Source organism: Clostridium sp. ATCC 25772, from assembly GCF_001573875.1.
GTDB classification, from domain to species: Bacteria; Bacillota; Clostridia; order Clostridiales; family Clostridiaceae; genus Clostridium_J; species Clostridium_J senegalense.
In genome coordinates, this window is the sequence record NZ_LFRG01000012.1 from 38,733 (window position 1) to 65,446 (window position 26,714).

Here is a 26,714-nt window from a genome sequence, read left to right on the forward strand (position 1 = left end):
ATATAGAGATTTAAACTTATTTGGAATAACAAGAGATGATTGGTGTAAGAAAAAGTTTAAATAAAAATTATTTATGATTAAGGTTATATTTTAAAGTAATGTAAAACATAACCTTAATATTTTATTGTTTTGAAATGCCTTTACACATAGTTTTCTTATTACATTTAGGACAATATAGGCTTTTACAATTTTCACCATGATTAATTCCAAAAATATTTTCACTAAAGGTAATTTCAAAAGTTTCTCCACATTCATCGCATATCCATTTATAGCCAATTGTACTCCAATGCATTAATAAAGCAATTCCTATAAAAAAACAAATTAAACTGACAACAAACAATGTAAAATTTAATACAGCTCCTACAAATAATAGTATTAATGAAAATATCATTAATAAAATGCTAAAAATAAGATAATTTTTATTTTTCATATAAATCCCACCTATTACTTTATAACTATATTTTACCATATAGTACGGTGAATTATATATAATTCACCTATCTGCTTTTGTGGAATAAAATGTTAATGAAAAAGATTTATTAAGAGAGGTATTTCAGTGGGATATTATATTGAAGTAGAAGAAAATGTGAAAGTCTATGTGGAAGATCTTAATCCAAAAGGTAAAAAGACAATTGTATTTTTACATGGTTGGCCTGGAAGCCATAAGCTATTTGAATATCAATTTGATCAACTTCCTAAAATGGGTTATAGATGCATAGGTATAGATCAAAGAGGATTTGGTAAATCAGATAAACCTTTTAAAGGATATGACTACAATAGATTAGCAGATGATGTTAAAGCTGTAATTGAAGCTTTAGACTTAAAAAATGTTATATTGTGCGGACATTCTACAGGAGGAGCAATTGCAATCAGATATATGGCTAGACATAATGAAGCAAGAGTGTCTAAGCTTGCACTTTTCGCAGCAGCAGCACCAAGTCTAATAAAAAGATCATATTTTCCATATGGATTAGAAAAAAAAGATGTAGATGATATAATTAAGGGAACCTATGATGATAGACCTAAGATGTTAAGAGATTTTGGAAATATGTTTTTCTTTCAACATATAACTGAAGCTTTTTCAGATTGGTTTTTCCAATTAGGGTTGGAGGCTGCAGGATGGTCTACAGCATCAGTAGCTAATTCATGGTTAAATGAAGAAGGGTTATTTTCTGATTTGGAAAAAATAAATGTTCCAACATTAATATTGCACGGTATTCATGACAAGGTTTGTCTTTTTCCATTAGCTCAAGCTCAAAATCAAGGTATTAGAAACTCAAAGCTTATAGCATTTGAAAGTAGTGGACATGGATTGTTTTATGATCAGAAGGAGAAGTTTAATAAAGAACTAATACAATTTATAGAGGAATAATAATCTTAATTATTAATAAAACACCGCATTATTAGATTTTAATTATACGGTGTTTTATATTTTATAAAATTAATAAAGATTAAATAATGGATATGATTATAAGTTAACTTTTAAAATTATAATTCCCAATTATTAATTTGCTTTGTATATATTGATTTTGAAAAGAAATAGTAACTGGTTTGAAGTAGTAAGTATATGGCTACTATAGTTAATAAATATATGCTTAAACTTTCACCAAGAAGATTACTTAAGGATTTTATAGCAAAGGCTGTGTGGCTAAAGGCTACTACAAAAGGTAAGAAAAACATTATAAAGCATTGAATACTTATAATAGTTTTTACTTCATCCTTTGACATCCCCATTTTTTTAAGAGAGATAAATTCTTGTTTATCTTTTTGAATTTCAGTAAACATTTTAAAATACAATATACTTCCTGTAGCTATAAAAAATAATATTGCAATGAACGTTCCTATAAAGAAAAATAGTGACATCCCGTTCATAACTGTGAGAAATCCCAGTACTCTTTCGTTAAACATAGTTTCTTTGTCTTTAGAAACCATAGATTTAATTTGTGATACGATATCTGATGAATTTATCCAATCATTTATATTGTAGCCATAGTAGACATATTTACTTTCGTCAGGAATTCTATTTAAGATTTTCTCATAATTACTATCGTTAATTATAGCTATATTTGCATTTTTCTCATCAGAATTTATAATTCCTCCAATAATTTCATCTTTAATCTTAAATTTTTCATTGAATCCTTCTATATCTAAGTTTAAATATTTTATATTTGAAAATAATTTTTCATTTTTAGGATTCATATTGCTATAGGAACGTATAACTATATCATCGTAATTAAGATTAAGTGGAGTTTTTCCAAATTCAGTAGCTAATATGTTATATTCACTATTAGACATAATGTAAAAGTCTTTCTTGTTACTAAAACTATTATTCATAGAATCATCTGTATTTAAGGCTTTAATTAAAATAACTTTACTTTTAAAAGTTATATTATGATCACTAGAATTTAATATAGACTCAATTTCTTCAGGTATTATTATATCATGAGAATTTAATCCACTTTCAATAAAACTTATATCTTGGGGAGAGTTTAATTGAATTTCCTTTTGCATACTTTTTTGCAAAGAATATATACAGGATGATGCTGTTAAAGTAACACTACTTAGTATTGATACAATAAATAATATTTTTGCGTTATCTTTTAATTTATATATAATTTGAGATAAAGTTATCATATTAATACCTTTATAATAAATTAACTTGTTTTCTTGCAACTTATTTGTAAAATATACACTGAATTGAGAATACAATAAATAAGTTCCTGTAACTACAAGAATTAAAATAGGGAACATAGTTAAAATTATTAAAGTACTTGATGATGCAGCTATAATATATCCTAGAAAAATAAGTATTATAGATAAAATTGCTTTATATTTAGAAAACTCTGGGGAAGGCTTTGCTATCCTTGAGCCTTTTAGAAGTTCTATTATGTTATTATTTTTTACGTTATGACTTGCTACAAATCCAATCAATTGAAATAATATAATAAAACATACTAAAGTTATAATAAGGGCCTTAGTAGATATAGAAAATGGTATTTCTAAATTAAGCTTTAAAATAGCAGAAATTGCCATGAAAAATAACTTTGAGAATAATGCTCCAAATACAATCCCTGTTGCTATAGAAGCTAGAGAAATTATTAAGTTTTCAAACATAATATAGTTTCTTATTTCACTTTTAGTAAGTCCAAACATTGAAAGTAGTCCAAATTCTTTTGCTCTTGATTTTAAAAAGGTTGATATTGAATACAGAGTAAATACTACAGTAAATGTTAATATTATAAATTCGCAAAGATACATTATTTGTATTGATAGTAGTCCTAAGTTACCCATAGTTTTTATATTTTTAACTTCAGGATTAAATATAAAATTTGCAAATATAAAAAATACCATAACAACTAAAGTATTACTTAAATAGTACATTATATATTTATTTAAGTTGCCTTTAATATTTTTATAAGCAATACTACGCAAGGTCATTATATTTTCCTCCTAACATAGACAATGAATCAATAATTTCTTTGAAAAATAATTCTCTGCTGCCACCGCGTACAATTTCTAAAAACTGTTTTCCATCTTTAATCATTATAATTCTTTTGCAAAAACTTGCAGCAAAAGGATCATGAGTAACCATCATAATTGTAGCATTTTCTTTATTATTTAAATTGTTTAAAGACTCCATTACATCTAAAGAAGATTTTGAATCTAAATTTCCTGTAGGTTCATCTGCAAGGATTATAGAGGGATTATGGATAAGAGCTCTTGCACAGGCTGCCCTTTGCTGTTGTCCACCAGATGTTTCATAAGGTTTTTTATGCAAAATATTTTTTATTCCTAAAAGTGAAGAAATTTCATCAACCCTTTGTTCTATATCTTTTAACTTAATTTTATCTAGTACTAATGGGAGGATAATATTTTCTTTGATAGATAAGGAATCTAAAAGATTAAAATCTTGAAATATAAATCCTAATTCTCTTCTTCTAAATAAGGCAATATTTTTTTCATCTAGCTCGGTGGGATTTGTACCATTTATAAGCAATTCTCCTGAAGACGCTGTATCTATAGTAGCAAGAATATTTAATAAAGTGCTTTTTCCACTACCAGAAGGTCCCATTACACCAACAAATTCTCCTTTTTCTATATTTATATTGAATCTATCAAGGGCTTTTACAGTTAAACCACCTTTATTATTTCCATATATTTTAGTTATATTAACACCTTTTAATACAGACATATTTTAAACTTCCTTTCTGTTTTTCATATTGATAAGTTATCTATTAAAATAAGCTTATATATTTTAAAGTAATTAAATTTTGTGATAACCTCTATGTTTATTATAAAAAAAATAGGAAAATCAAGGTATCGATTTCCCTTTCATGCCATACTTTAGTCTTACAATATTGAAAGATTATAGTTTAAACATGTTTTTACCAGTATGAAAAACAATAGAAAAAGTTGTACCTTGGTTTTCTTGAGATTCAACAAGTAAATCATGTCCAAGCTCATAACATATTTTCTTGGATAAATACATACCCATACCAGTTGATTCAGCAATTTTTCTACCGTTTTTACCTGTAAAGAAAGCATTAAATATTCTGCTTAGGTCTTGAGGAGGAATACCAATACCATTGTCTGCAACGGATAAAATAACTTTTGTTGGTTCTTGGTTTATTTTAAAGGTTATATATTTTTTATCTTTTTGGCTATCTTTAGAATATTTTATGGCATTAACAAAAATTTGATTTATCACAAAGAAAAGCCATTTTTTATCTGTTTCCACAATAATATCTTCATTACCAATAATTTTAGGAAAGATAAAATTACGTATCAACGACTTTTTGTTATGATTAATTACATTTCTGACTATAGATATAATATTAAAACTTTCTACATTAAAATCTAAATTAAACTCATTAAGTCGAGTATTATAAAGCATCATTTCAATGCAATGGGATATTTTTTCATTTTCCTCTGCTAGACTATCAAATATTGCCCTGTATTCTTCGTTTTTTTGATCTTGAAGGATAAGATTTATTACAGATACAGGGGTTTTTATCTGATGTACCCATTGATTAATAAAATATATGTATTGCTTACGTTCTTCTTCATATTTTCCAATCTTATCACCATATATCTTATATATTTTTAAAAGAAGATTTCTATATAATCGTTGTTCTAGTGTTCGCGTGCAATCTAAGTTTAACATGTAATCTAATTCATCTTTTGAATTAATCATAAGGCTCAATTGGATGTAAAAAGATTTATTTTTAAAATAATCATATAATAAAAAGATTATAAACAATACTGTTGAAACTAAAAAGGCATAAAATATATTAGTTTTAGGAAGGTTTATTTTGTTAATAATTAAAGTTAAATACATTATTAAAATAACTATTGATGTACTTACAAAGTAAATAAGTGCATATCCTATTCTATCTTTAAAAAAATCTTTTAATTTCATATTTGTCACCTACCCAAAAAATTAAATCTTCCAATTATCTATTATTCTATATCCTTGTCCTCGTTTTGTTTCAATTACATCTATAATATCTAATTCTTCTAATCGTTTTCTTAATCTTGTAATATTAACAGATAAAGTGTTATCATCTACAAAATCTACATCATTCCATAATACTTCAAGTAAAGTTTCTCTTGAAACAATTTTATTTACATTTTTAAGTAAACAATATAAAAGTTGAAATTCTTTTTTGCTTAATTCTATGTTTTTTTTATTAAACTCTACAACGTTTTGATTTATATAAATAAATAATCCATTAACTTCAAACATTTCATTGTTAGTACTTTCAGAATAACTGCCATAAACTCTTCTTATAACGCTTTTTATTTTTGCTATTAAAAGATCATAGGAGAATGGTTTTGTTATATAATCATCACCACCATTTTCTATTGCCATAACTTGGTCCATATCTGATTCTCGTGAAGATATGAAAATAATGGGTACATTAGAAAGTGTTCTTATGTCTCGACACCAGTAAAAGCCATCATAGAAAGGGAGATTGATATCCATAAGAACAACCTGTGGGTTGTTTTTTATAAATTCTCCTTTTATATTTAAAAAGTCATTTACTACACATACTTCATAACCATATTTTTCAATGTGATTTTTCATCAAAATACCAAGTTTTACATCATCCTCAACTATCATTATATTGTACATACCCATATACCTCCTTTGGTCATTTTATATTAAATTATATAAAAAATCATAAATACTTTAAATAACATAATACTTTCCAATATTATTCTCCTATGTATAAATATACTTTTTATAATCAGTGTTTTCAACTATTTTCGTTATTTAAGTAGTTTTAAATTGCCTACAACAAATGTTAATAGGTTAGTACAGCTAGTACTTATAGGGGAAAAATGCTAAAATGTTTTAATTTATGGATGGTCATAAAAAATTACATATGAAATTTTAAGTTTTCACTAATATATAAAATTACTTTAGTTATTAGACCTTGAAATCAATAATTTAAAAAGCTAACTTGAAATCCATATAATATGATATAATTTTTAAAAACCATAATTTATAATTAAATTAAATATATGTAAATTAAAAGTCTAAATAAATCATATATATAAATTTTAATAAATATTTAACTAATAAAATTCTTTAAGTTTTAAGGTGAGAATTGAAATATAGGCGGTGGAGAATATGAATATATTTACTGATAGATTATGTTTAAGAGAGTTTGTAGCAGAAGATTATGATTTCTTTTTTGAATTAGAAACTAGCGAATTTATTCAAAAATTTGAATCAGATACCATACCTACAAAAGAAGAAATTGATGAGAAATTTTCTAAAATACTTAAATGCATAAATGAAATACCAAGAAATAAATATTATTTGGTTATCACAAAGTTACCTGACTTTCAGCCAGTAGGAAAACTAGGGTTTTGGGAGATAGATTCTTCTATTAGAGAATGGGAGATTGGTTGGGATATTCATATAGATTACATTGGTAAGGGTTATGCTCCAGAAGCAGCAAAAGCATTGATGAAATTTGGATTTAATAAATTAAATGCTCATAGGATACAAGCATTATGTAATGATAAAAATATTAATTCAGAAAAAGTTATGATAAAAATAGGAATGAAAAAAGAGGGAACATGTAGAGCAGTTAGATTATTAAATAATAATTGGTATGGAAGTCATATTTATTCCTTATTGGATACTGAAATAAAATATATAGACAAGTGAAAAGTAAAAATATAATATATTATTAAAATTTATTGGTACACTCAATTTGAATAAAAACATATAAACTATAATTTATAAAAAATTAAAATAGAAGGAGATATAAAATGGATGAAGATAAGAAAAAAGAAGAAGATTGAATATGTATTTGCATATCATGTGAAATGTGTATAGGAGTAACATTTGGAGTTATTTTTAATAATATTGGTTTATTTATAAGTTTTGGTACGTTTATAGGATTATTGGTTGGATATATAATAAATTCAAAGAAAAATAGATAATTTAAATTTAATATATAGATGTTATTGTTAATGGAGGAATTTATGAAAAATATTAAGGTAATATTTTTTGATATGGGAAATACTTTATTACATTTTCATTATGGACAATCAGATGATGAGAAAGATATTCAAGGTTTAGTTTATTTAACTGAGTATTTAAATAGATTTGATGAAAATATTACATTTGAAGATGTGAAGAATAATTTTTATAAAATTTGGATGGATGGAATAAAAGATAGAAAAAGTAAAAGAATAGAATATCCAATTGAAAGTTTTTTAAATGGGTTTCTTAAAAAATATGATTTGACTTTTAGTTTAGAACAATGTATACAAGCTATTCATTGTTTTTACAAAGAATATAGAGAGCAAGTTAGGTTTGAAGATAATATATATGAAACTTTAAAAAGTATAAAAGAAAAAGGTTATAAAATAGGTGTTATATCTAATACTTGTTATTATGACGAGGTTATGAAAGAGTGTTTTTCAAAGGCAAAAATTTATGAATTAGTAGATAATTTTATTTTTAGCTATTCATTAAAAATAGGAAAACCTAACAAAAAAATTTTTGAAGCAGCTATAGAACAAATGGGAATTTCACCTAAAGAAGCAATAATGGTTGGAGACAGTTTAGAAAGTGATATTAAACCTGCTTTACAATTAGGTATGAAAACCATATGGCTAAAGAATGATATAATTAATGATACTAAATTAGAAATAGTACCACATGGGAAAATATCAACTATAAAGGAGCTATTAAGTTATATATAATAAACTAAATATATTAAAAATTAATATAATAATATATAAAACGCTTATTAGGCAATTTAGTAGGTGTTTTTATTATATCTAAAATTTTTTGGTGACAGGCATTAAACTTATATAGGTATATATATTTATAGAAAACTAATGTTCTAAATAAAATTGTATTAAAAATAAATTAAGAAAATAAATTAAGGATAGGAGAATAAAAAATGAATGATATAAAAGATGTATTAAAATTTTCATATAAAGATAAAATTAGAAATATAAATATTATAAATTTCATTGAAAATTATCCAATAAGCTATATAGAACAAATAGGAGAATTAATTATAGTTAAAGGGAAAAGTGATAAAAAGTGGATTTATATAAGTTCGAAATCAATAGATGAATTGAAAATAATAAAAAGCAAAATAAATTATGATGATAAAAATTTTGCAGCAGTGGAAGAATGGATGATGCCTATTCTAATTAAAGGGTATGAAATCAAGTGGCGATTATCTACTATGAAATTAATATTAAAAAATGAAGTAAATATAAACGAGGCTGAAAATATTATGGATAAACTAAATATTAATGATGCTAAGTTTATCTATGAAAACTCAGATTATAAGGATGTTATATCTATTGATTATATAATTAATAGAATAACTAAAGGGGTAAATTCTTGTATACGTCATATAGATAAACCAGTAGGATGGGCAATTACACAGGATGATGGTGCCATAGGGTTTTTGCATGTTTTGTCTCAATATAGAAATAATGGATATGCTCATGATATAACTATAGATTTAATAAATAAAGTTCGTAATAAAAATAAAATTCCATTTGTCCATATTGAAGAAGATAATTTGGAATCTATGAAATTAGCAACTAGTTTAGGATTTGAAAAGTATAAGATAGTGAATTGGTTTGAAAGAGAATAATAAATATAAAAAATAATATTGGCTAGAATATTAAAAAAATTTAGAATTGTGTTATAATTATGGTATAATTGTAAAAAATAAACAATTAAAAAGATTAAATGTAGAATGATAATAGAATTGGAGAAAAGAAAAATATTCACAGTCTTATAAATACCGTTCCATATATAATTTAAAAAATTAAAATGATAGCACTAATGAAAAATAGTATTTTGCTAAATTTATAATGATTTTACAGAGTATCAAAATGTAAAAGAAATGTGATATATAAAATTCTTAAATGAAAAGTGTGATTCGTATGGACAAGGTGTACAAATCAGTGAGGGGGAGTTTGTGAACCTTGAGTATGGTAAAAAAGTGCTATATTCTTATTATAAAAAGATACTGAGTTTAAGAATATTTTGAAAAAAATGAAATTTTTTATTCATAAGAAAAATTGGATAATCAAAAAATAGAAGGCAAGGAATATATTTTTGCATATTTTTATTATGTATTAATGAAAAGTTAATAAGAAGAAAGGTGGTAATTATTATGAAATATATAATGACAGATAATCCCAAGGAGCAAGATGTTGATATAGTCTTAAATAATTTAATAGAATATAATATTTCTCATATAGAAGAAAAAGAGGTTAAACCATTAGCTATTTTTGTTAATGATGAAAATGAAAATAAGATAGGCGGTATTATAGCGGAAACTCACGGTAATTGGTTAGAGATATCCTCATTATGGGTAGATGAAAAAGTTAGATATAAGAAAATTGGTTCAAAGTTATTAAAAAATGTTGAGGCAGAGGCCATAATAAGAGGTTGTAAGTATTCATTTCTTGATACTTTTAGTTTTCAAGCAAGAGATTTCTATTTAAAGTTAGGGTATAAGGAAGTTTTCACATTGGAAAATTATCCAATAACTAGTAAACGTCATTATTTTATTAAGCAACTAATAAAAAGTAGGTAAGATAAGAATGAGATGAAAAAATATGTGATCTAATTACATTGATTATATAGTGAACCAAGCCTAAGATTTAACTTTTTAGAATGTATTTAATAAACTAAGTAAACGATTAAATACACTGTAAATTGTAAATAATGTTTAAAAAATAAATAGTAATTTAAATTGAGAGGTTAGATTGTAATGATAAGACATGGAATTTTTGTTAGAAGAAAGCGGAATGATTATTAGATAAAAATTAGAAGAACATTTATTTTAAGGTGGAGGGTTTATGAAATTTGTGATAACTGATATTCCAAGGGAAAATGATATTAATGGAATTGAAAGTAATTTAAAAAAATATAATTGCTCTAATCTAGGGATAAAAGCAGCCAAGCCTTTAGCTATTTTTGTTAAGAATAAAAATAATAATAGAATAGGTGGTATTACAGCACAAATTAATGGTAATTGGTTAGAAATATCATTGTTATGGGTTGATGAAAGGTTCAGAGGTAGAAAAATTGGTTCTAAATTATTGAAAACTCTTGAGGCAGAAGCTATAGTAAGGGGATGTAAATATGCATTTCTTGATACTTTCAGTTTAAAAGCTAGAGATTTTTATTTGAAATTAGGATATAAAGAAGTTTTAAAATTAGATGAATATCCTGCAACAAGTAAACGTTATTATCTTTTGAAACAATTAATAGAAAATAAATAAATTGTTAAGTTATAAAAATATCGTATTTATTCAGAGATGGATTTTACGATATTTTTATTTAAAGATAAGAGATAATGATATTGTGAAAATGCTAGCAGATTTTAATATATTTAATAAAAATTATTATTAAAACAATTAAGGATTTTTGTTTTTTCTATAAGAATATAAAAGTGGGTTTATAATAAAATTTTATTAATATAAAAAGTATTGTATAATTATTGTATAAAATAGTTAATGGAGGTATTGAAGATGGATAGAAATGTAAATATTTTAGTTGTAGAAGATGATGAAGATATAAATAGAATTATAAGAAAAATTCTTGTGAAAGAAGGATATAATGTAAAATCAGCTTATTCAGGAACGGAAGGTAAGTTATATATAAATATGGAAGATTTCAAACTTATAATATTAGATTTAATGTTGCCAGGAATGACAGGAGAAGAACTTATTTCATATATTAGAGAAACTAAAAATATGCCAGTTATAGTTATATCAGCGAAAAAATCTCAAGATGATAAAATAAATTTACTTAAACTGGGAGCAGATGATTTTATATGTAAACCTTTTGATATAAATGAAGTTTTAGCAAGAGTACAAGCACAGCTAAGAAGATATACTAAATTTAATAGTATAAAAGAAAATAATGAACCTTTAATTTACAAAGAGTTAGTTTTAGATAAGGAGTTAGTAGAAGTAAAGGTAAAAGGGAAAAAGATAGCATTAACAGCTAAGGAGTTTTCTATTTTAGAGTTACTTTTAAGTTATCCTAAGAAGGTATTTACTAGAGCAAATTTATTTGAGAAAGTTTGGAATGATGATTTTTTAGGTGATGATAAAACTATAAATGTACATATAAGTAATATAAGATCTAAAATATCAGTAGTAGATAATAGAAATGAATATATAAAAACAGTATGGGGAATAGGTTTTAAACTTGGAGAGTAACTTTATAAATTCTTAATATTTTCTTTAACTTATCTTGACCATTTTATTTTAATATAGACACATAGAGAGTTAAGAAAGGGTGAGTTAAATGGAAGAAACTATTTTGGCTACAAGAAATTTAACTAAAAGATATAAGAACAATGTTGTAGTTAATAATGTTAATATGAATATTAAAAAGGGTGATATATATGGGCTTATTGGAAAAAATGGAGCAGGAAAAACCACTATAATAAGGCTTATATTATCTTTAATAGGTGAAACTGATGGGGAAATAGAATTGTTTTCAAAAACCTCTACAAAAGAAAAATTAAAAGAGCTTTCTCGTGTAGGTTCAATTGTTGAAACTCCAAAGTTTTATCCTTATTTTACTGCTGAGCAAAATTTAGAATATTATAGAATTCAAAGAGGCATTGTAGAAAGAGAAGTTGTAAAAGAATCATTAGAATTAGTAGGATTAGGGGATGTAGGAAATAAGAAATTTAAAAAATTCTCTTTAGGTATGAAACAAAGATTAGGAATTGCTTTAGCTATCATGGGAGATCCAGATTTTCTTGTTTTAGATGAACCTACTAACGGGTTAGATCCTATGGGAATTGTAGAGATTAGAGAAATACTTTTAAAGCTTAATAAACTTAAAAATACAACTATACTTATATCAAGTCACATACTGGGAGAAGTTGCACAATTAGCTACATGCTTTGGATTTATTGATAATGGAATGTTAATTGAAGAAATTTCAGCTAAAGAAATGAATGAAAAATGTAGAACGTGTTTGGCTATTAAGGTTAATGATATAGAAAAAACATCAGCTATATTGGAAAATAAAGTTGGATGTAAAGAATATGAAGTACTACCTGATAATAATATAAAAATTTACGCTCATTTAGATGAACCAGAAATTATAAATAAGTTATTAGTTGAAAATGGAGTAATGGTTTATTCATTAGAAAGGTTAGGCGCTAATTTGGAAAACTATTTCATTGATTTAGTAGGGGGAAAAGCACATGTTTAATTATATAAAAGCAGAGATGTACAAATGGTTAAGAAGACCTTTATTATATGTAAGTTCTTTAATTATTATGGCTTTAATAGTATTTATTTTTTTAGTTGTTTCAGATAATGCTCCTATGGAAGCTAGAGGTGTGCTTATAAGTATTGCTAATGAGTTTTTAGCAGGGATATTGATATTTGTAGTAATACTTACATCAATATTTTTAGAAGAATTTAAAGAAGGAACTTTAAAGAACATAGCTTCTTATGGATTAAGTAAAGAAAAAATATTTTTAGGTAAAATAATTATAGAGAGTATAATTTTCATAATAATTTGTATAGCGTGTTTGATAACTTTTATAACATGTATATACACATTTACAATTCCTTATGAAGGCTATTCAAATGCAAGTTTATTGCTATTATTAGCTAAGTTTTTAGTTGGATTACCTTTATATTTAGGAGGCATAGCTCTTGTAAATATATTAATGTTATTTTGTAAAAAAGATTTTCTATTAGCAATTTTATATATTATTGTATTGAATTTTCGTCAAATTATATTATATTTGGAATATAAAGTTTCAAAGAGTTTCATTTATGTATACAAGTTATTACTTACATCGCAACTATCTAAGCTTCAAATAATGGAAAGTATTAATAGTGAAATGATAAGTATAGCGTTAATAGGGGCTGTATATACAATAGTATTTAGTTTAATTGGTATGAAAATTTTCAGAAAACAAGAAATTAAATAAAGAAAGGGTTAATTGATGCATTATATATTAATAGTAATTCTTATTGCATTATTGAGTATTACAAGTTTAAAACTTTTTCTAAACAGAAAAGAAATTAGAAATATAAAAAAAAATCTTAATAAAATAAATTCAAGTGATACTAATGAAAAAATTAAAATCTCTGTTTCTGATAAGTATATTGAAGAATTAGCTATGGAAATAAATAGTTGTTTAAAATCAAAACAACAATTAGAAAGAAACTATAAAGAACTAGAGGTGGAATTAAGGCAAGCTATTGCAAACATGTCACATGATTTAAGAACTCCACTTACATCTATTAAAGGATATATTCAGTTAATTAAAGACGAGGGTATATCAAAGGAAGAAAAAAATGAATATATAAATATAATTGAAAAAAGAGCTAATTCATTACAAATGTTAATAACTAGTTTTTATGATTTATCTAGATTACAAGCTAATGAATATAATTTTAATTATGAAAAAGTTAATGTTGGTAATGTTTTATGTGAGATAATATCGGAGTTTTATGAGGAGTTTATATCAAAGGGATTAGAGCCTAATATAAGTATAGATGAAAAAGTGGAGTGTGTTATATCAGATAAAAATGCAATAAATCGGATTTTTATTAATTTGATTCAAAACATCTTAAAACATTCTAAAGGAGAAGTTAGTATTTCTTTAAAAAGAAAGGGTCCCTATATGGATGTTGAGTTTAAAAATTATGCACCAGAATTAACACTATATGATGCATCACATATGTTTGATAGGTTTTTTACAAGGGATAGGATGAGAACAGGACAGAATACTGGATTAGGATTAGCCATAACTAAATCACTTGTGGAAAAATTAGGAGGTAATATTACATCTAAGTTAGAAGATAAGTATTTGTATATAAATATTTTGATAAAGATATGAAGTTTATAGTGGGGGATATTGTTATGGTAAAAAGTCATTGTTATGCAATTATATTTGGAACTTTAGTTGTATATATTTCTGTAAGATATAAAGATTGGAAAATAAAAAAACTTAATAATAAATAGTTATAAGAAGACACAAAACAATAAGTTATTAAGTGTCTTTTTTTATTAGTGACAGTCATTAAATTATTAAAGTTACTAACTTTTAATAAAAATATTTTATAATTATAATTTTGATTAACTATATTTTTATTGTCAAAGCTTTAGATAAGGATAATTGTTAGTAGGAGGTAATTTAGCTTTGGCTAGAATGGCAAGAAAAAAAACAGAAAATGCTATATACCATGTAAGAATAATAGGATGCAAATCAAAACCATTGTTTAACAATGAATATGATAAAAAAATGTTTATGGAAAAATTATCTGAAAGTATACAAAAATATAAATTTAAAGTATATGCTTATTGCTTAATGGATACTCATGTACATCTTATAGTGGATTCATATGGTACAGATATATCAGTTATTATGAAAAGTATAAAAGAGAGATACTCAAAGTATTACAACAGAGAACATGATTCAAATGGATCATTGTATAAAGAAAGATTTGAAAGCACAATAATAGAAAGTGATGGGTATCTAGTAGCAGCATCACTATATATTCACAGGAATCCAAAGGATATTATAGGATATAGAAACACACCTGAAACTTACAAGTTTTCAAGTATAAAGGCATATGCAGGAGGTATAGATGAATTTGATATAGTAGATAGTGAATTTATATTAAGTATACTAAGCAGATTTAAATACTTTGCAGTAAAAGATTATGTAAAACTATTTAATGAAACAATGAATATTCAAAATAATAAATTTAAGGAAGTAGAGATAAAATTAGATATGGAATTTAAAAATGTAGAATATGTAAATAATAGGGAGATACTAAAAAGAAATTTTTCTGTTGGCAAGTTGGCTCAGTTTATAGTAGAAGAAATAGGGTTAGAAGTAGAAGATTTATTAATAAAAAATAGAAGTTATAATAAAGAAGGAAGAGCAATATTTGCTTTAATGGCAACATCATTATGTGGTATAAGTTCTCTTAAGATAGGAAAAGTGTTAGGGGGGATAACAACAAGTAGAGTGTGTACTTTAACCAATTATGGAATAGAACTTATAAGATATAATAGCAACTATAATAATATATTTAAAAAGTTTATAGAAAAAGAACAGTATGTAATATAAATGAAATTTTAAAAATACAAAAAAAGCTTTATAAAATTAAATAAGAATGTGTACAAACCTTAAATATAAGTAAAGGTAAATTTTTATAAATTTAAAATATGATAGTTTTTATTTAGTGACAGTCATTATTATTTAACAAAAGTGCCAGCCAGTTATGATATTTAACAAGGAACATTTCAAATAATCTGATGAGGGTAAAACTAGCACTTCTTTTTATAATACCTATTTGGATAAGCTAAATTTTAAAAGATTGGTAATTTTAAAAGGTCATCATTATTTACATTGGACATGCTATAAAGAAATAAGTGAGGATGTTAATAATTTTATAAATGATTATTGTAAATAGATAAAATGTTTAAATAAATAGAGATTTAGAGTGTTTTTGTGCATTATTATATTTAAGTTTGAACTTTAAATATAAAAGTGTATATTTATTAGTGACAGTCATTATATAAATTACAATATAGTACATTAATTTAGTGACAGTCATTATAAAATGTATATTTCATTTTAACAAATTCTCCATTGCCAAGAGGGGTTTTAGTTTTATAAGTATCTATTATATTAAAACCTGTTTTAGTGTAACATTTTATTGCTCTTTTATTAAATGAACGAACTTGTAAAATAATAGGTTTGTTTGGATATTCATACTTGCATTTGTCTTTTACTAATTTCATTATTATAGATCCAAATCCTTTTCCACATAAAGAAGGTTTAAGACCAATACCTATAACAATGTAGTTAACCTTATTTACTAATCTTATATGGCCACATAAATTATTGAGTTCATCAATGATAGAATTAAATTCAGATTTTCTTTTTTCTTCCTTTGTAATACCCCAATTTTCATTATACATTTTACTCCAACTTGGATAATTATATATAGAATATTCATCAGTATATTTCCAACTGCAAATTTCTTTTGCATAGTCTTCAGTTAAAACATCTAATTTAAAATTCATCATGTCCCTCCTAAAATTTTAATATATTAATAATACAAATATTATTACATTATTTTCCATAATATTATACCATATAAATAGTCAAAAAAATATTAATAAATATAGTTATTGAGTAAATATATGTTAAATTATATACTTATATGTGAGGTGATAATATTGAGCAAAAGCTATTTTATAAAAGAAAGACTGATTGCATTAGGTGCTAAGTTTGATGTTTTTGATGAGAATGGAAAAGAAATATACTTAGTGGAAGCTGATAAGTTTGATATTGGTAAAAATATAAATGTATATACTCCTAATAAAGATGAGAGAGTATTATATATGGAACAAAAAATAAGAATAGGTGCACATAAATACGTTATGTATAATGTAAGTGGTAAAGAAATTGCATTAATAGAAAAAGAATTTATGATTCCTAAATATAATATATCGGGTATATATGGTGATATAGAAATGGAAAGTGAAAATATACTTGGAAGGTCATATACCATACGTAAAAATGATTTAGATATAGGATATATAGAGAAAGAATTTAATTTTATTGGTAGAGATAAATATAATTTAAAAGTTATAGATGAAGAATATACCTTGTTTTTAATAGGACTTTTAATAATGATAGATATGATAAGATTTCATGACAATTAGAATGTGCGGCAATTACTGTCGCATTTTTGTTTTTGCATAAATTAAAATATAATTAAAAAATTGACAACAATGAGAGCTTATTATAAAATATAGGTAACTAGTTACTTAATTGGAGGTGATAATTTGGAAAATAAAAAGGCATATATATTTGGAGCTATATTTCTATTTTCAAATAAATTACAAAATGCAGGAGATAAATTGTTTGATGAAATTTCAATGAAACAATGGCTTTTATTAATTTCAATAGGACAAAGTAAAATTAAAAATCCAACACTTACTCAAGTTTCTGAAATTATGGGATATAGCAGACAAAATGTAAAAAAATTAGCACTGCATTTAGAACATAATAATTTTGTTAAACTAGAAAAAGACTCAGAAGATAATAGAGCTATTAGAATATGTCTAACAAAAAAATGTTTTAATTATTTTAAAGGTAGAGAAAACATAGAAGAAGAATTTATTGAAAATTTATATAAAAACATTACTGATGATGAAATAGATTCTATGTTTTCAATTATGAAAAAACTTGAAGATAATATACTAAATTTGGATATATAATAAGTTAGTGATGGGACGAAATATATATCTATATGAAAGAAGGAATCATATGAAAAAGAGAAAAAAATTAAAGATGCTTTTTTTAGTTACTATTTTAGCAATAATTGGAATCATAATTTATCTAAATATACCATATTCTCCAGTGAAAACTGAATACTGGAAAAAGATAAATAATATTGAAAAAAAACAAGCTAAGGAACAAGGAATAATATCTAAGGATGATTTAAGGGTTTTACCAGAAGCAATACAAAAATATTTTATAAACAATGGTTATTTAGGTATAGAAAAAACTTCAGAAGTAATGTTTAGTTTTAAAAATGTTGATTTTTCAATGGGATTAAATAAACCTAATATAAAAATTGATTATATAGTTTATGATTTTACAAATAATCTAAGTAGATTGGCTTTAATTGATACAAAGATGTTTAAAATACCATTTCAAGGCATTGATATTTATGAAAATGGACAAGGTTCAATGAAAGGAGTTATTGCAAAAAATGTTACGCTGTTTAATGAAAAGGGAGATGATATGAATTCAGGGGCATTAGTTACATATCTTTCAGAATGTTTAATGCATCCAAGCCTAGCATTACAAAAAAATATAAAATATAAAGAAATTGATAAATATACAGTTGAAGCAACAATAGTAGATAATGATATAAAGGTTAGTGGTATATTTTATTTTAATGAAAGTTATGAAATGACAAGTTTTCAATCAAAACGATTTGCTGAAGATACTGATTCTTATGAAAATTGGTCTGCAGTTGCATCAAATTATAAAAAAATTAAAGGGATTAATACTCCAACAAGATTACAGGCTATATGGCATTATGATAAAGGAGATTTGATATATTTTGATAGTAAAAGTATGGAGATTTATTATAAATAAATTTTAAGTATTGGCTTTTATCTTACATACATTATTATATTTAAGTTGAAATCTAGAAAGAGTAATATATAGGTATATGACTTAAAGTTTTTGGAATTATTGCTGATGAATATGTAGTATGGTTGGTATTTGAAAAAGGCTACTAAAACTATAAAAAGCTTAGGTAGTATTATAATTAATAAAGAAATAGCAGAGGGGATTAAGTTAAAGTATTTAAACAAACTGTACAATTTCCTAATACAAAGAAGAATGTATATCAGAGAAATTAACAAAGCTTTTCCCGGGAAATATTAGGAAAATATTAGAACTTTGTAGTAAGAATTATTATTAAAATAATTAATAACATACAAAAAGGATGCAGAATAGCATCCTTTTTGTATGTTATTTTGAAAATTTGTTCGGAAATTGTTTTATAATTCCATTAGTAATAGCATCCGATAAGATTAGGATATGTTTTTCACCTTTATCAAAGCTTTGAACATCAGCGTTCCAATCTTTATTAATTCTTGCAACTACTTCATCAGTAGTTAATTTTAAATGCATATGTAAAATATCTTTTAATTCTTTATTTGACCAATTGGGATTAGCTGCACTTAAAAAATCAGCAATTTTATCTGCATTTTCATACCATAAAGTGTTATATTTATCCACGTCACTTTTATTACCTTCTTTAGCAGCATCAACAATTTGTCCAGCTATAGAAATATGTTCTCTTAAAAGTTTAGAAAGTTTATTTCCAGCTATATCCCCATAGTAAGGTTTGATAGAATTTCCAATGTCATCTTGATTTTTAAAAAGTCTATCTAGTACAGTGTCTTTATCTTCAAGGGAAGCTAAATCACTAATAATAAAATTTCTAGTCCAGAGTACATGCTCTATCCAAAGTCTTTGTTCTTCCATTTTAAAATTTGCCATGGACTGAGTAAAAGGTAGTGTATCAGAAGAACTATCTATAGTAGCTTTAACTTCAGATGGTACTAAAGAAAAAGATACTAAAAGCATACATGTTAAAAAAATTGATAATAGTTTTTTCATTTTACATTCTCCTTTATTTACAAAATATAACTTAGGGTTTCCTAAAAGATATAAATATATTCAGTGATGTAATGAAGTTTAAATAATATTTGCTTATGAATATTGTTTTAGGTTTAAATTTAAGCATTGTTAAGAGTATAGTAGTATAGGCTAACTTTTATATTTAATTTTAAAATTTAAAGGTAAAAAGGTGTTGAAATATACTGAAGTCGATAAAAAACTAATCTTTAAAATTTTTAATTAATATTAGAAAAAGTAATATTATATTAATATACTTAAAATAGCACCTACTATTTTAATTAGTAAGTGCTTATTTTTGTTATTGAAGAAGCAGTAAAATTTTTAAATGTATCGCATTTAAAAGATGTGTTTTTAAGGTGTGAAAAGTATAAAATTAAGTAGATTATCAATAAAATCATAATTAAAATTGTAGTTTTACTATACTTTTTCATAATAAATTAAATCAATCCTCCTTTGATATATTATAATGTGAGTTACATGTAAATATGTGGCATATAAGTTAAATTATTTTGAATAAATGAAAAATATTTAATAAACACTAATAATTCTATATAGTGATTCAGAGCAATACTATACTTACAATAGCTATATTTTATTTAAAGTTAATGGTATTTTAATTTATATGTTTATATAAGCTTATAAATTCGTTATTATATATTTATATAAATTATGGGGGGATTAAAAATGAAATTAATAAAACCATTAGCATTAAAAAAAGGTGATAAAGTGGCAACTATTAGTTTATCTTGGGGTGGAGCAGGTGATAGTGATATTTTATGGAGATATGAGCAAGGGAAAAAACGTCTAGAAGAAGAGTTTGGTTTAAAGGTTATAGAAATGGAAAATACGTTAAAAGGAAGTGAATATTTATATAATCATCCTGAAAAAAGAGCAGAAGATTTAATGAATGCCTTTAAAGACAAATCTATAAAAGGAATTTTTAGTTGCATTGGTGGCGATGAAAGCATAAGGATGTTACCATATATAGATTTTGATGTTATTAAAAATAATCCTAAGGTCTTTATAGGATATTCTGATACCACTATCTCGCATATGATATGCTTAAAAGCAGGATTAGCCACTTTCTATGGTCCATCAATTTTAGCAGAGTTTGCTGAAAATGTTAAAATGTTTGATTATACAAAAGAATGGATTTACAAAGTGTTATTTAATAATTCATCGATAGGTAAAATCAATCCATCTCCAATTTGGACAAGCGAGTATTTACCATGGGTTTATAGCAATAAATATAAACAGAGAAATACTTATAAAAATGAAGGATATGAACTTTTACAAGGAGAAGGTATAGTCAAAGGACATTTAATCGGAGGATGTATAGATGTTTTAGAGATGATTAAAGGCACTAAACTCTGGCCAACAAAGAAATTATGGAATGATGCAATTATATTTTTTGAAACATCAGAAGATATGCCAAAGCCAAAGTATTTAGAATACTGGTTAAGAAATTATGGATCACAGGGAATCTTTCAAAATGCAAAAGGTATAATATTTGGTAAACCTTATGATAATAAATATTATGATGAATATAAAAAGGTTATTTTAAAAGTTATAAATGAAGAACTAAAATTAAAAGATTTACCTATAATGTACAATATGAATTTTGGTCATACAGCTCCAATAATAACTATTCCTTATGGCGCTATAGGTGAAATTGATTGTAATAAAGTTGAATTTTCAATATTAGATTCTGGTGTCATTTAAGTTAGGCATATTATTTATTTGATTATGCCTTAATTATAAAAGTAGAATATTTGTTTTAGAATTAAAAGTAGGCTTAAGTCTACTTTTTTATGTTGACTTTAGTCTAAGGTGAAAGTTTAAAATTATATATGAAAGGTGTTGATATTATGAATCATAGTTATGGTATAAGTGAGGTTGCAAATATTTTTAATATAACTACTAACAAAATTAGATATTATGAGAGAAAAGGACTATTAAAGCCATTAAGAGATAGTAATAATGAATATAGAAAATTTAATGATGAGGATATAATGACACTACAATTGATATTACTATATAGATCTATAGGTTTATCAATTAGTGATATAAAAGATATAATAGAAAACAAAAGTAATAAAAATTATTTAAATCATTTTAATGATCAATGGGAAATAGTGAATGATGAAATCCAAAGATTGACTATAATTAGAGATTCACTAGAGAATATATTAGATAAGCTCTATATGAAGGAGGAATGTAGATTAGATAGTGATATATTAGATGTTATAAAAAGAGCTAATAAAATAAGTGATATTAAAAATAATTGGAAAGATAAATGGAACTTTAATGATTGGGCTAAAAATTATGATAAGGCTATAGTAGAAGATAGAGGAGAAGTTAAAATATACAAGAATTATAATTTAATATTAGACAAGGTATACAATTTGGCAAGTAAAAATAATAAAAAAGGGTTAAAATTTTTAGAAATAGGTGTAGGAACAGGAAATTTAAGTAGCAAGTTTTTAAAAAATAATTGTGATATTGTAGGAATAGATCAATCTAGAGAAATGTTAAGAATAGCAAAGAAAAAGTATCCTAAGTTAAAAGTAAGATTAGGAGAGTTTTTAAAAATACCATATAGTGATAAGAGTTTTGATATTATAGTTTCAACTTATGCTTTTCACCATCTAAATGAAAATGAAAAGGTTATAGCTATAGAAGAAATGATTAGAGTATTAAAAAATGATGGAAAAATAATTATTGGAGATTTAATGTTTAAAGATGTAGATGATAAAAGATTTATATTTAAAAGTTTGACAAAAGGGCAAATAGAAGAAGTGGAAGATGAGTATTACTCTAATATTGATTTTTTGAAAATGGAATTTAGAAGGTTTGATAAAAACTTAAGCTATGAAAGAATAGATACATTTAACTATATAGTTAAAATTATTTAAACTAAATGAAAGTTTACTAGAACTGTGAAAATGTGTAGTTCTTACACAGTTTTTATATAATTACACACTGTTTTGAATATTGAAAACATTATTTATGTTCTATTTAAGTATATGGTAAAATAAGTTTAATATAAATTTAAATTTTATGTTTAATAGTAAAAAGGGGGAAGTATCATGAAAGCTAAAATTCTTATGTTAGGAACATATCATTTTGGTAGCTGTGGGGAGCACCTGATAGAAAATAATCCAAAGGATATTATGAGTGATAAAAAACAAAAGGAACTTAAAGAGTTAATAGATAGATTGCTAAAGTTTAAGCCTAATAAAATAGCAGTTGAAAAAGATAAAGATAAAGAAGATGAATTAAATAGAATATACTCTAAATATTTAAAAAGGGGAATGGTTATAGAAAATACTATTTTAGAGGAGAGAAATGAAGTAGTTCAAATTGGATTTAGACTAGGTAAGACTTTAAGCCATGAAAAGATTTATCCACTAGATAAAGGGGTAGATTTACCAATGGAATGGTTAGAATATTGCAAAAATAATGAACCCAAAATTTATAAAAACTTTATGAATACGATTGACAAATTAGGTAATGAAGATAAAGAAGACTGTGAAAACTTAACTGTATTAGAAATGTTTAAAAAAATGAACAACCCTACAAATATAAATAATGAGCATAGTGATTTATATTTATATCCTAATCAAGTTGGCGAAGGGAGCAATTATTACGGCGTAGATTTTCTTGTTGAATGGTATAGAAGAAATCTATATATTTTTAGTAATCTTCAAAAAATTGCTAAAGAAAATGATAGAATATTAGTTATATATGGAGCGGGGCATTGTAAAATTTTAAGAAATTTTATAGAAGATTATAATGAGTTTGAACTAGTAGATGTATCAGAGTATTTAAAATGATTTACTTGAAAATTTTAAATTTAAATGAATAGGCATGTAAATCTTTTATTGATCATAAAATTATATAAAATTAAGTATATACCTAAAATAGTATGATTAAGCTTATTATAAATTTTAAGATTAATACATTAGAATAAGGCTAATTATTTATAGGAGGAAATAAGTTTTGAAGATAACTATAATACATGGAAGTCAAAGAAAAGGAAATACTGAAAAAACTATTGAAATAGTAGAAAAAAAGTTAAATTCTATTGAAAATAATGAGTTTTTTCATTTTTATTTGCCAAAGGATTTACCATTGTTTTGTTGCGGCTGTTTTAGATGTTTTGAAGAAGGAAGTTTTGGTGGAGAATTTTGTCCTCATAGTAAATATACACATCCTATTTTAGATGCTCTTAAAAAGTCAGATGGAATTATTATAGCATCTCCAGTTTATTCTCTTAGTGAAAGTGGACAAATTAAAGGGTTTTTAGATCATTTTGCATGTATTTTTATGCCACATAGGCCTTTAAAAGAAATGTTTTCAAAGTCAGCTTTTATAATTTCGACAACAGCTGGGGCAGGGACGAAACATTCTATAAGACCAATAGCTAGAAGTTTGAGATTTTGGGGAATTCCTAAAATATATAAATGTGGATTTAATCTTTGGGCCAAAGAATGGAGTGAAATGGCTATTAGAAAACAGAATAAATACGAAAAAATTTTAAAAAAGAAATCATATGCTTTTTATAAATCAATGAACTGTAAACAAAAGTATATTCCGGTACAAACAAAAATATTATTTAATGTATTTAAAAGATTTATCAATAGTTGTCCAGATGGTAATCCAGATAAAGAATATTGGAGAGAAAATGGATGGTTACAAGGAAATAGACCTTGGAAAAGGAGTAGAAGATGATTGGGTTAAAAAGGGGAGCTGTGGAGTTAAGTAATTATAAAAGTGAATGGAAACAATTATATGATATAGAAGAAAAAATAATATTATCAAAAATTAAAAAATATGTTGTAGATATACAGCATATTGGAAGTACAGCTATATCTAATATTACTTCTAAACCTATTATTGATATACTTATAGGAATAAAAGATTTTAAGGAGTTACCTAATATTATTAAAATTTTAGAGGAAAGTGGATATATTTATAGACCTGAGGCTTCTAATAATGAGAGATGTTTTTTTGTAAGAGGAACTGAAAATAGTAGAACTCATCATATACATATTGTTCAGTGGAATAGTGAGGAATGGAATAATAAGATACTGTTTAGAGACTACTTAATAAACCATGACGAAGTTGCAAAAGAATATTGTAATTTAAAGAAAATGTTGGCTGAAAAATATAAGGATGATAGAAATAATTATACTGAGGGGAAAAGTAATTTTATTAAAAATACTATTATAAAGGCTAAAAAAGAATTATAAATAAAAATCTATCTCATTTTTATTTATATATGCAAAGGAAGTATTCAAGAAAGTGGAAAGTTTGATCCTTGTGATAGATGTATGTAATCTTTCATAGTATTTAAAGATGAAAAGAAAGTAGTTTGATAAGAATTCAAGCTACTTTCTTATTTTTATGTTCTTAATATTTTTAACTAAAAAATAAACAACATCTTTATATAAAATTGTTACTATAGATAAAGATATTAATGAAAGAATAGCTATAGTTGTATTAAATTTATAAAAGCTAGAGTATATAGCTAATATATAAATAGATACTATAGATATAAAAAATCTTTTTAGATTGTAGTTTACCTTATAATATTTATTTGAAAAATATGTTCTTGCTATAAAAAATATTATATAGGATAGGCCTGTTGATATTGCAGCACCCTTTGCTCCATATATAGGTACTAATATAAGGTTCCCTATAGTATTAGATATTGCTGCAACTAATGAAATATATATATGATTTTTAGTTTTCTTTTTAAAATTAATTCCTACAACTGTAGTTTCTGAAATACAGTTCATTATAGGCATAAAAACTAAGAATGGAAAAATAAAAACAGCATCTTTATAATCTTTTCCTAAAAACAATATTATAAAATCTTTAAATGCAATAATTAATATAGAAATAACTAGCATAGAAAATGATACTACTTTGTTCATATTTGAAAAAAAGTCCGTATTATTTGGATTTTCATTGTATTTTTCATATGCAACAGGAGTCCAAAAAGTATTAAAAGTACCTTGAATTAAAGTTAAAGGAACAATAAGAAGTGTAGCACCGCTATATAAACCTACTTGCGTTGAATTAGTGAATGCATCAATACAAATTTTATCTATTGATTGAAAAAGCGATGTAACAGTTTGAGAAAATATAAATGGAGCTCCATATTTAGCTAGTTTATTTTTATCAATAGAATTTATAGTAATGGATTTTTTAAACCAAACATCTTTTTCAATAAATAAAGCAATTAGAGTAAGTATTACTTGTGAAATTACTGTGGCAAGTACAACAGTTAAATAATTGTTTTTATATATAAAGAAAAAAATAACAACAAGTAGTAAATAAGAGATTTTTAAAATTACAGTTAAAAATGAATATACCTTAGATTTTTGCCTCATCCTTACTTCTAGTAGCGCAAAAGTAGATAATATTCCGAAAAATAAGTATATTATTAATAAAACTATTATAAATAGTGATTGTTTTTTTACCATCCATAAGGAAAGTGGTTTGTAAAATATTAAGAGAATTATACTAATTGCTAAATTTGCTTTTAGCGGGGTTTTCAAACAAATTTTCAGCAGCTCAGACCTTTGTGCTGGTTCTTCTTCCGAATAATATCTAACATAGGCATGATTTAAACCTAATAATACAAAACCTAAAATTAAATTAAAGGTGGTATTAAACATAGCCAAATGCCCCATGTTAGTAGTATCAATAATTCTAGTTATAATTGGTGCTGAAATAAGACCTAGTATAGTAACAATAACAGTTCCTACAGAAAAGCCTAATAATTTTCTTAGTAAAGCCATATATATACCTCTCATACAAAAATAAAATTAACAATATTATTGCATAAAGAAGAAAAAGAATCAAATATAGTATCTAAGTAGGGTTTTATTATGAATAAAATTATATATGAAAATAAAGGAACTTTTAAAAGGGAATTATTTTGAATTTTTTAGATAG

27 protein-coding genes are annotated in these 26,714 nt (G+C 24.6%); 19 read left to right on the top strand and 8 right to left on the bottom strand.

Annotation, left to right across the window (positions count from 1 at the left end; all coding sequences use genetic code 11):
- Positions 1-121: 121 nt before the first annotated feature.
- Entirely contained in the window at positions 122-430 is a 309-nt protein-coding gene (locus AZI32_RS07140; protein ID WP_061995186.1) for a hypothetical protein, read from the bottom strand.
- A 126-nt stretch (positions 431-556) separates the two neighbouring features.
- On the opposite strand from AZI32_RS07140, the gene AZI32_RS07145 reads away from it, so the two are divergent.
- A complete protein-coding gene (locus AZI32_RS07145; protein ID WP_061995187.1) occupies positions 557-1,372 on the top strand; it encodes an alpha/beta hydrolase in 816 nt (271 codons plus the stop codon).
- 116 nt (positions 1,373-1,488) lie between these two features.
- On the opposite strand, the gene AZI32_RS07150 is transcribed toward AZI32_RS07145, so the two are convergent.
- From AZI32_RS07150 to AZI32_RS07165, 4 genes are all read right to left on the bottom strand, one after another.
- Complete coding sequence (locus AZI32_RS07150) at positions 1,489-3,438, bottom strand: ABC transporter permease (protein WP_061995188.1); 1,950 nt, start codon at positions 3,436-3,438, stop codon at positions 1,489-1,491.
- Positions 3,425-4,192, bottom strand: coding sequence for an ABC transporter ATP-binding protein (locus AZI32_RS07155; protein WP_061995189.1), 768 nt, complete (start codon positions 4,190-4,192; stop codon positions 3,425-3,427). Before AZI32_RS07155 ends, AZI32_RS07150 begins: the two co-directional genes overlap by 14 nt.
- A 174-nt stretch (positions 4,193-4,366) precedes the next feature.
- Positions 4,367-5,419 (bottom strand): sensor histidine kinase, encoded by a 1,053-nt coding sequence (locus AZI32_RS07160; protein ID WP_061995190.1) that lies wholly within the window; start codon positions 5,417-5,419, stop codon positions 4,367-4,369.
- 21 nt (positions 5,420-5,440) lie between these two features.
- Positions 5,441-6,136 (bottom strand): response regulator transcription factor, encoded by a 696-nt coding sequence (locus AZI32_RS07165; RefSeq protein WP_061995191.1) that lies wholly within the window; start codon positions 6,134-6,136, stop codon positions 5,441-5,443.
- 501 nt (positions 6,137-6,637) lie between these two features.
- On the opposite strand from AZI32_RS07165, the gene AZI32_RS07170 reads away from it, so the two are divergent.
- The 10 genes from AZI32_RS07170 to AZI32_RS07215 all read left to right on the top strand — a co-directional run bounded on the left by AZI32_RS07170 (position 6,638) and on the right by AZI32_RS07215 (position 15,635).
- A complete protein-coding gene (locus AZI32_RS07170; protein ID WP_061995192.1) occupies positions 6,638-7,183 on the top strand; it encodes a GNAT family N-acetyltransferase in 546 nt (181 codons plus the stop codon).
- Between the two features lie 320 nt (positions 7,184-7,503).
- Positions 7,504-8,229, top strand: a complete 726-nt coding sequence (locus AZI32_RS07175) for an HAD family hydrolase (protein WP_061995193.1) — start codon at positions 7,504-7,506, stop codon at positions 8,227-8,229.
- A gap of 203 nt (positions 8,230-8,432) precedes the next feature.
- Entirely contained in the window at positions 8,433-9,146 is a 714-nt protein-coding gene (locus tag AZI32_RS07180) for a GNAT family N-acetyltransferase (RefSeq protein WP_242865273.1), read from the top strand.
- 528 nt (positions 9,147-9,674) lie between these two features.
- The gene (locus AZI32_RS07185) at positions 9,675-10,100 is read left to right on the top strand and encodes a GNAT family N-acetyltransferase (protein ID WP_061995194.1); all 426 of its coding nucleotides are present in this window, start codon (positions 9,675-9,677) and stop codon (positions 10,098-10,100) included.
- A gap of 265 nt (positions 10,101-10,365) precedes the next feature.
- The gene (locus AZI32_RS07190; protein ID WP_061995195.1) at positions 10,366-10,791 is read left to right on the top strand and encodes a GNAT family N-acetyltransferase; all 426 of its coding nucleotides are present in this window, start codon (positions 10,366-10,368) and stop codon (positions 10,789-10,791) included.
- 249 nt (positions 10,792-11,040) lie between these two features.
- The gene (locus AZI32_RS07195) at positions 11,041-11,736 is read left to right on the top strand and encodes a response regulator transcription factor (protein ID WP_061995196.1); all 696 of its coding nucleotides are present in this window, start codon (positions 11,041-11,043) and stop codon (positions 11,734-11,736) included.
- 88 nt (positions 11,737-11,824) lie between these two features.
- Positions 11,825-12,748 (top strand): ATP-binding cassette domain-containing protein, encoded by a 924-nt coding sequence (locus tag AZI32_RS07200; protein ID WP_061995197.1) that lies wholly within the window; start codon positions 11,825-11,827, stop codon positions 12,746-12,748.
- Complete coding sequence (locus AZI32_RS07205) at positions 12,741-13,481, top strand: ABC transporter permease (RefSeq protein WP_061995198.1); 741 nt, start codon at positions 12,741-12,743, stop codon at positions 13,479-13,481. The genes AZI32_RS07200 and AZI32_RS07205 overlap by 8 nt, the downstream gene beginning before the upstream one ends.
- Positions 13,482-13,496: 15 nt before the next feature.
- Positions 13,497-14,396, top strand: a complete 900-nt coding sequence (locus AZI32_RS07210) for a HAMP domain-containing sensor histidine kinase (protein ID WP_061995199.1) — start codon at positions 13,497-13,499, stop codon at positions 14,394-14,396.
- Positions 14,397-14,708: 312 nt separating this feature from the next.
- Positions 14,709-15,635 carry a transposase gene (locus AZI32_RS07215; protein WP_242865275.1) on the top strand — a complete coding sequence of 309 codons (927 nt, stop codon included), beginning with the start codon at positions 14,709-14,711 and terminating at the stop codon, positions 15,633-15,635.
- A gap of 476 nt (positions 15,636-16,111) precedes the next feature.
- Here AZI32_RS07215 and AZI32_RS07220 read toward each other — a convergent pair whose 3' ends face one another.
- Positions 16,112-16,597 carry a GNAT family N-acetyltransferase gene (locus tag AZI32_RS07220; RefSeq protein WP_061995201.1) on the bottom strand — a complete coding sequence of 162 codons (486 nt, stop codon included), beginning with the start codon at positions 16,595-16,597 and terminating at the stop codon, positions 16,112-16,114.
- 147 nt (positions 16,598-16,744) lie between these two features.
- On the opposite strand from AZI32_RS07220, the gene AZI32_RS07225 reads away from it, so the two are divergent.
- From AZI32_RS07225 to AZI32_RS07235, 3 genes are all read left to right on the top strand, one after another.
- On the top strand, positions 16,745-17,242 hold the full coding sequence (locus AZI32_RS07225; protein WP_242865276.1) for a hypothetical protein: 498 nt from the start codon (positions 16,745-16,747) through the stop codon (positions 17,240-17,242).
- A gap of 123 nt (positions 17,243-17,365) precedes the next feature.
- On the top strand, positions 17,366-17,800 hold the full coding sequence (locus AZI32_RS07230) for a MarR family transcriptional regulator (RefSeq protein WP_061995203.1): 435 nt from the start codon (positions 17,366-17,368) through the stop codon (positions 17,798-17,800).
- A gap of 49 nt (positions 17,801-17,849) precedes the next feature.
- Positions 17,850-18,689, top strand: a complete 840-nt coding sequence (locus AZI32_RS07235; RefSeq protein ID WP_061995204.1) for a DUF6544 family protein — start codon at positions 17,850-17,852, stop codon at positions 18,687-18,689.
- 381 nt (positions 18,690-19,070) lie between these two features.
- Here AZI32_RS07235 and AZI32_RS07240 read toward each other — a convergent pair whose 3' ends face one another.
- A complete protein-coding gene (locus tag AZI32_RS07240; protein WP_061995205.1) occupies positions 19,071-19,724 on the bottom strand; it encodes a hypothetical protein in 654 nt (217 codons plus the stop codon).
- 705 nt (positions 19,725-20,429) lie between these two features.
- Here AZI32_RS07240 and AZI32_RS07245 point away from each other — a divergent pair.
- The 5 genes from AZI32_RS07245 (at position 20,430) to AZI32_RS07265 (ending at position 25,000) form a co-directional block, all read left to right on the top strand.
- Positions 20,430-21,467 (top strand): S66 peptidase family protein, encoded by a 1,038-nt coding sequence (locus AZI32_RS07245; RefSeq protein ID WP_061995206.1) that lies wholly within the window; start codon positions 20,430-20,432, stop codon positions 21,465-21,467.
- A gap of 146 nt (positions 21,468-21,613) precedes the next feature.
- Positions 21,614-22,660: a MerR family transcriptional regulator gene (locus AZI32_RS07250; RefSeq protein ID WP_061995207.1), complete on the top strand. Its 1,047-nt coding sequence runs from the start codon at positions 21,614-21,616 to the stop codon at positions 22,658-22,660.
- 174 nt (positions 22,661-22,834) lie between these two features.
- Positions 22,835-23,581, top strand: a complete 747-nt coding sequence (locus tag AZI32_RS07255; RefSeq protein WP_061995208.1) for a DUF5694 domain-containing protein — start codon at positions 22,835-22,837, stop codon at positions 23,579-23,581.
- Between the two features lie 166 nt (positions 23,582-23,747).
- Positions 23,748-24,479, top strand: a complete 732-nt coding sequence (locus AZI32_RS07260) for a flavodoxin family protein (protein ID WP_061995209.1) — start codon at positions 23,748-23,750, stop codon at positions 24,477-24,479.
- Positions 24,476-25,000: a GrpB family protein gene (locus tag AZI32_RS07265; protein WP_061995210.1), complete on the top strand. Its 525-nt coding sequence runs from the start codon at positions 24,476-24,478 to the stop codon at positions 24,998-25,000. The genes AZI32_RS07260 and AZI32_RS07265 overlap by 4 nt, the downstream gene beginning before the upstream one ends.
- 138 nt (positions 25,001-25,138) lie before the next feature.
- Here the strand turns inward: AZI32_RS07265 and AZI32_RS07270 are convergent, their stop codons facing one another.
- Positions 25,139-26,557 (bottom strand): oligosaccharide flippase family protein, encoded by a 1,419-nt coding sequence (locus AZI32_RS07270; RefSeq protein ID WP_061995211.1) that lies wholly within the window; start codon positions 26,555-26,557, stop codon positions 25,139-25,141.
- Positions 26,558-26,714 lie beyond the last annotated feature (157 nt).

Bases quoted from the DNA above. Each gene is read 5' to 3' on its own strand.
- AZI32_RS07265 (WP_061995210.1), top strand. From the start codon at position 24,476: ATGATTGGGTTAAAAAGGGGAGCTGTGGAGTTAAGTAATTATAAAAGT.
- AZI32_RS07150 (WP_061995188.1), bottom strand. From the start codon at position 3,438: ATGACCTTGCGTAGTATTGCTTATAAAAATATTAAAGGCAACTTAAAT.
- AZI32_RS07190 (WP_061995195.1), top strand. From the start codon at position 10,366: ATGAAATTTGTGATAACTGATATTCCAAGGGAAAATGATATTAATGGA.
- AZI32_RS07270 (WP_061995211.1), bottom strand. From the start codon at position 26,557: ATGGCTTTACTAAGAAAATTATTAGGCTTTTCTGTAGGAACTGTTATT.
- AZI32_RS07185 (WP_061995194.1), top strand. From the start codon at position 9,675: ATGAAATATATAATGACAGATAATCCCAAGGAGCAAGATGTTGATATA.
- AZI32_RS07210 (WP_061995199.1), top strand. From the start codon at position 13,497: ATGCATTATATATTAATAGTAATTCTTATTGCATTATTGAGTATTACA.
- AZI32_RS07140 (WP_061995186.1), bottom strand. From the start codon at position 430: ATGAAAAATAAAAATTATCTTATTTTTAGCATTTTATTAATGATATTT.
- AZI32_RS07235 (WP_061995204.1), top strand. From the start codon at position 17,850: ATGAAAAAGAGAAAAAAATTAAAGATGCTTTTTTTAGTTACTATTTTA.
- AZI32_RS07155 (WP_061995189.1), bottom strand. From the start codon at position 4,192: ATGTCTGTATTAAAAGGTGTTAATATAACTAAAATATATGGAAATAAT.
- AZI32_RS07160 (WP_061995190.1), bottom strand. From the start codon at position 5,419: ATGAAATTAAAAGATTTTTTTAAAGATAGAATAGGATATGCACTTATT.
- AZI32_RS07220 (WP_061995201.1), bottom strand. From the start codon at position 16,597: ATGAATTTTAAATTAGATGTTTTAACTGAAGACTATGCAAAAGAAATT.
- AZI32_RS07205 (WP_061995198.1), top strand. From the start codon at position 12,741: ATGTTTAATTATATAAAAGCAGAGATGTACAAATGGTTAAGAAGACCT.
- AZI32_RS07240 (WP_061995205.1), bottom strand. From the start codon at position 19,724: ATGAAAAAACTATTATCAATTTTTTTAACATGTATGCTTTTAGTATCT.
- AZI32_RS07195 (WP_061995196.1), top strand. From the start codon at position 11,041: ATGGATAGAAATGTAAATATTTTAGTTGTAGAAGATGATGAAGATATA.
- AZI32_RS07215 (WP_242865275.1), top strand. From the start codon at position 14,709: ATGGCAAGAAAAAAAACAGAAAATGCTATATACCATGTAAGAATAATA.
- AZI32_RS07170 (WP_061995192.1), top strand. From the start codon at position 6,638: ATGAATATATTTACTGATAGATTATGTTTAAGAGAGTTTGTAGCAGAA.
- AZI32_RS07245 (WP_061995206.1), top strand. From the start codon at position 20,430: ATGAAATTAATAAAACCATTAGCATTAAAAAAAGGTGATAAAGTGGCA.
- AZI32_RS07250 (WP_061995207.1), top strand. From the start codon at position 21,614: ATGAATCATAGTTATGGTATAAGTGAGGTTGCAAATATTTTTAATATA.
- AZI32_RS07180 (WP_242865273.1), top strand. From the start codon at position 8,433: ATGAATGATATAAAAGATGTATTAAAATTTTCATATAAAGATAAAATT.
- AZI32_RS07200 (WP_061995197.1), top strand. From the start codon at position 11,825: ATGGAAGAAACTATTTTGGCTACAAGAAATTTAACTAAAAGATATAAG.
- AZI32_RS07165 (WP_061995191.1), bottom strand. From the start codon at position 6,136: ATGTACAATATAATGATAGTTGAGGATGATGTAAAACTTGGTATTTTG.
- AZI32_RS07175 (WP_061995193.1), top strand. From the start codon at position 7,504: ATGAAAAATATTAAGGTAATATTTTTTGATATGGGAAATACTTTATTA.
- AZI32_RS07255 (WP_061995208.1), top strand. From the start codon at position 22,835: ATGAAAGCTAAAATTCTTATGTTAGGAACATATCATTTTGGTAGCTGT.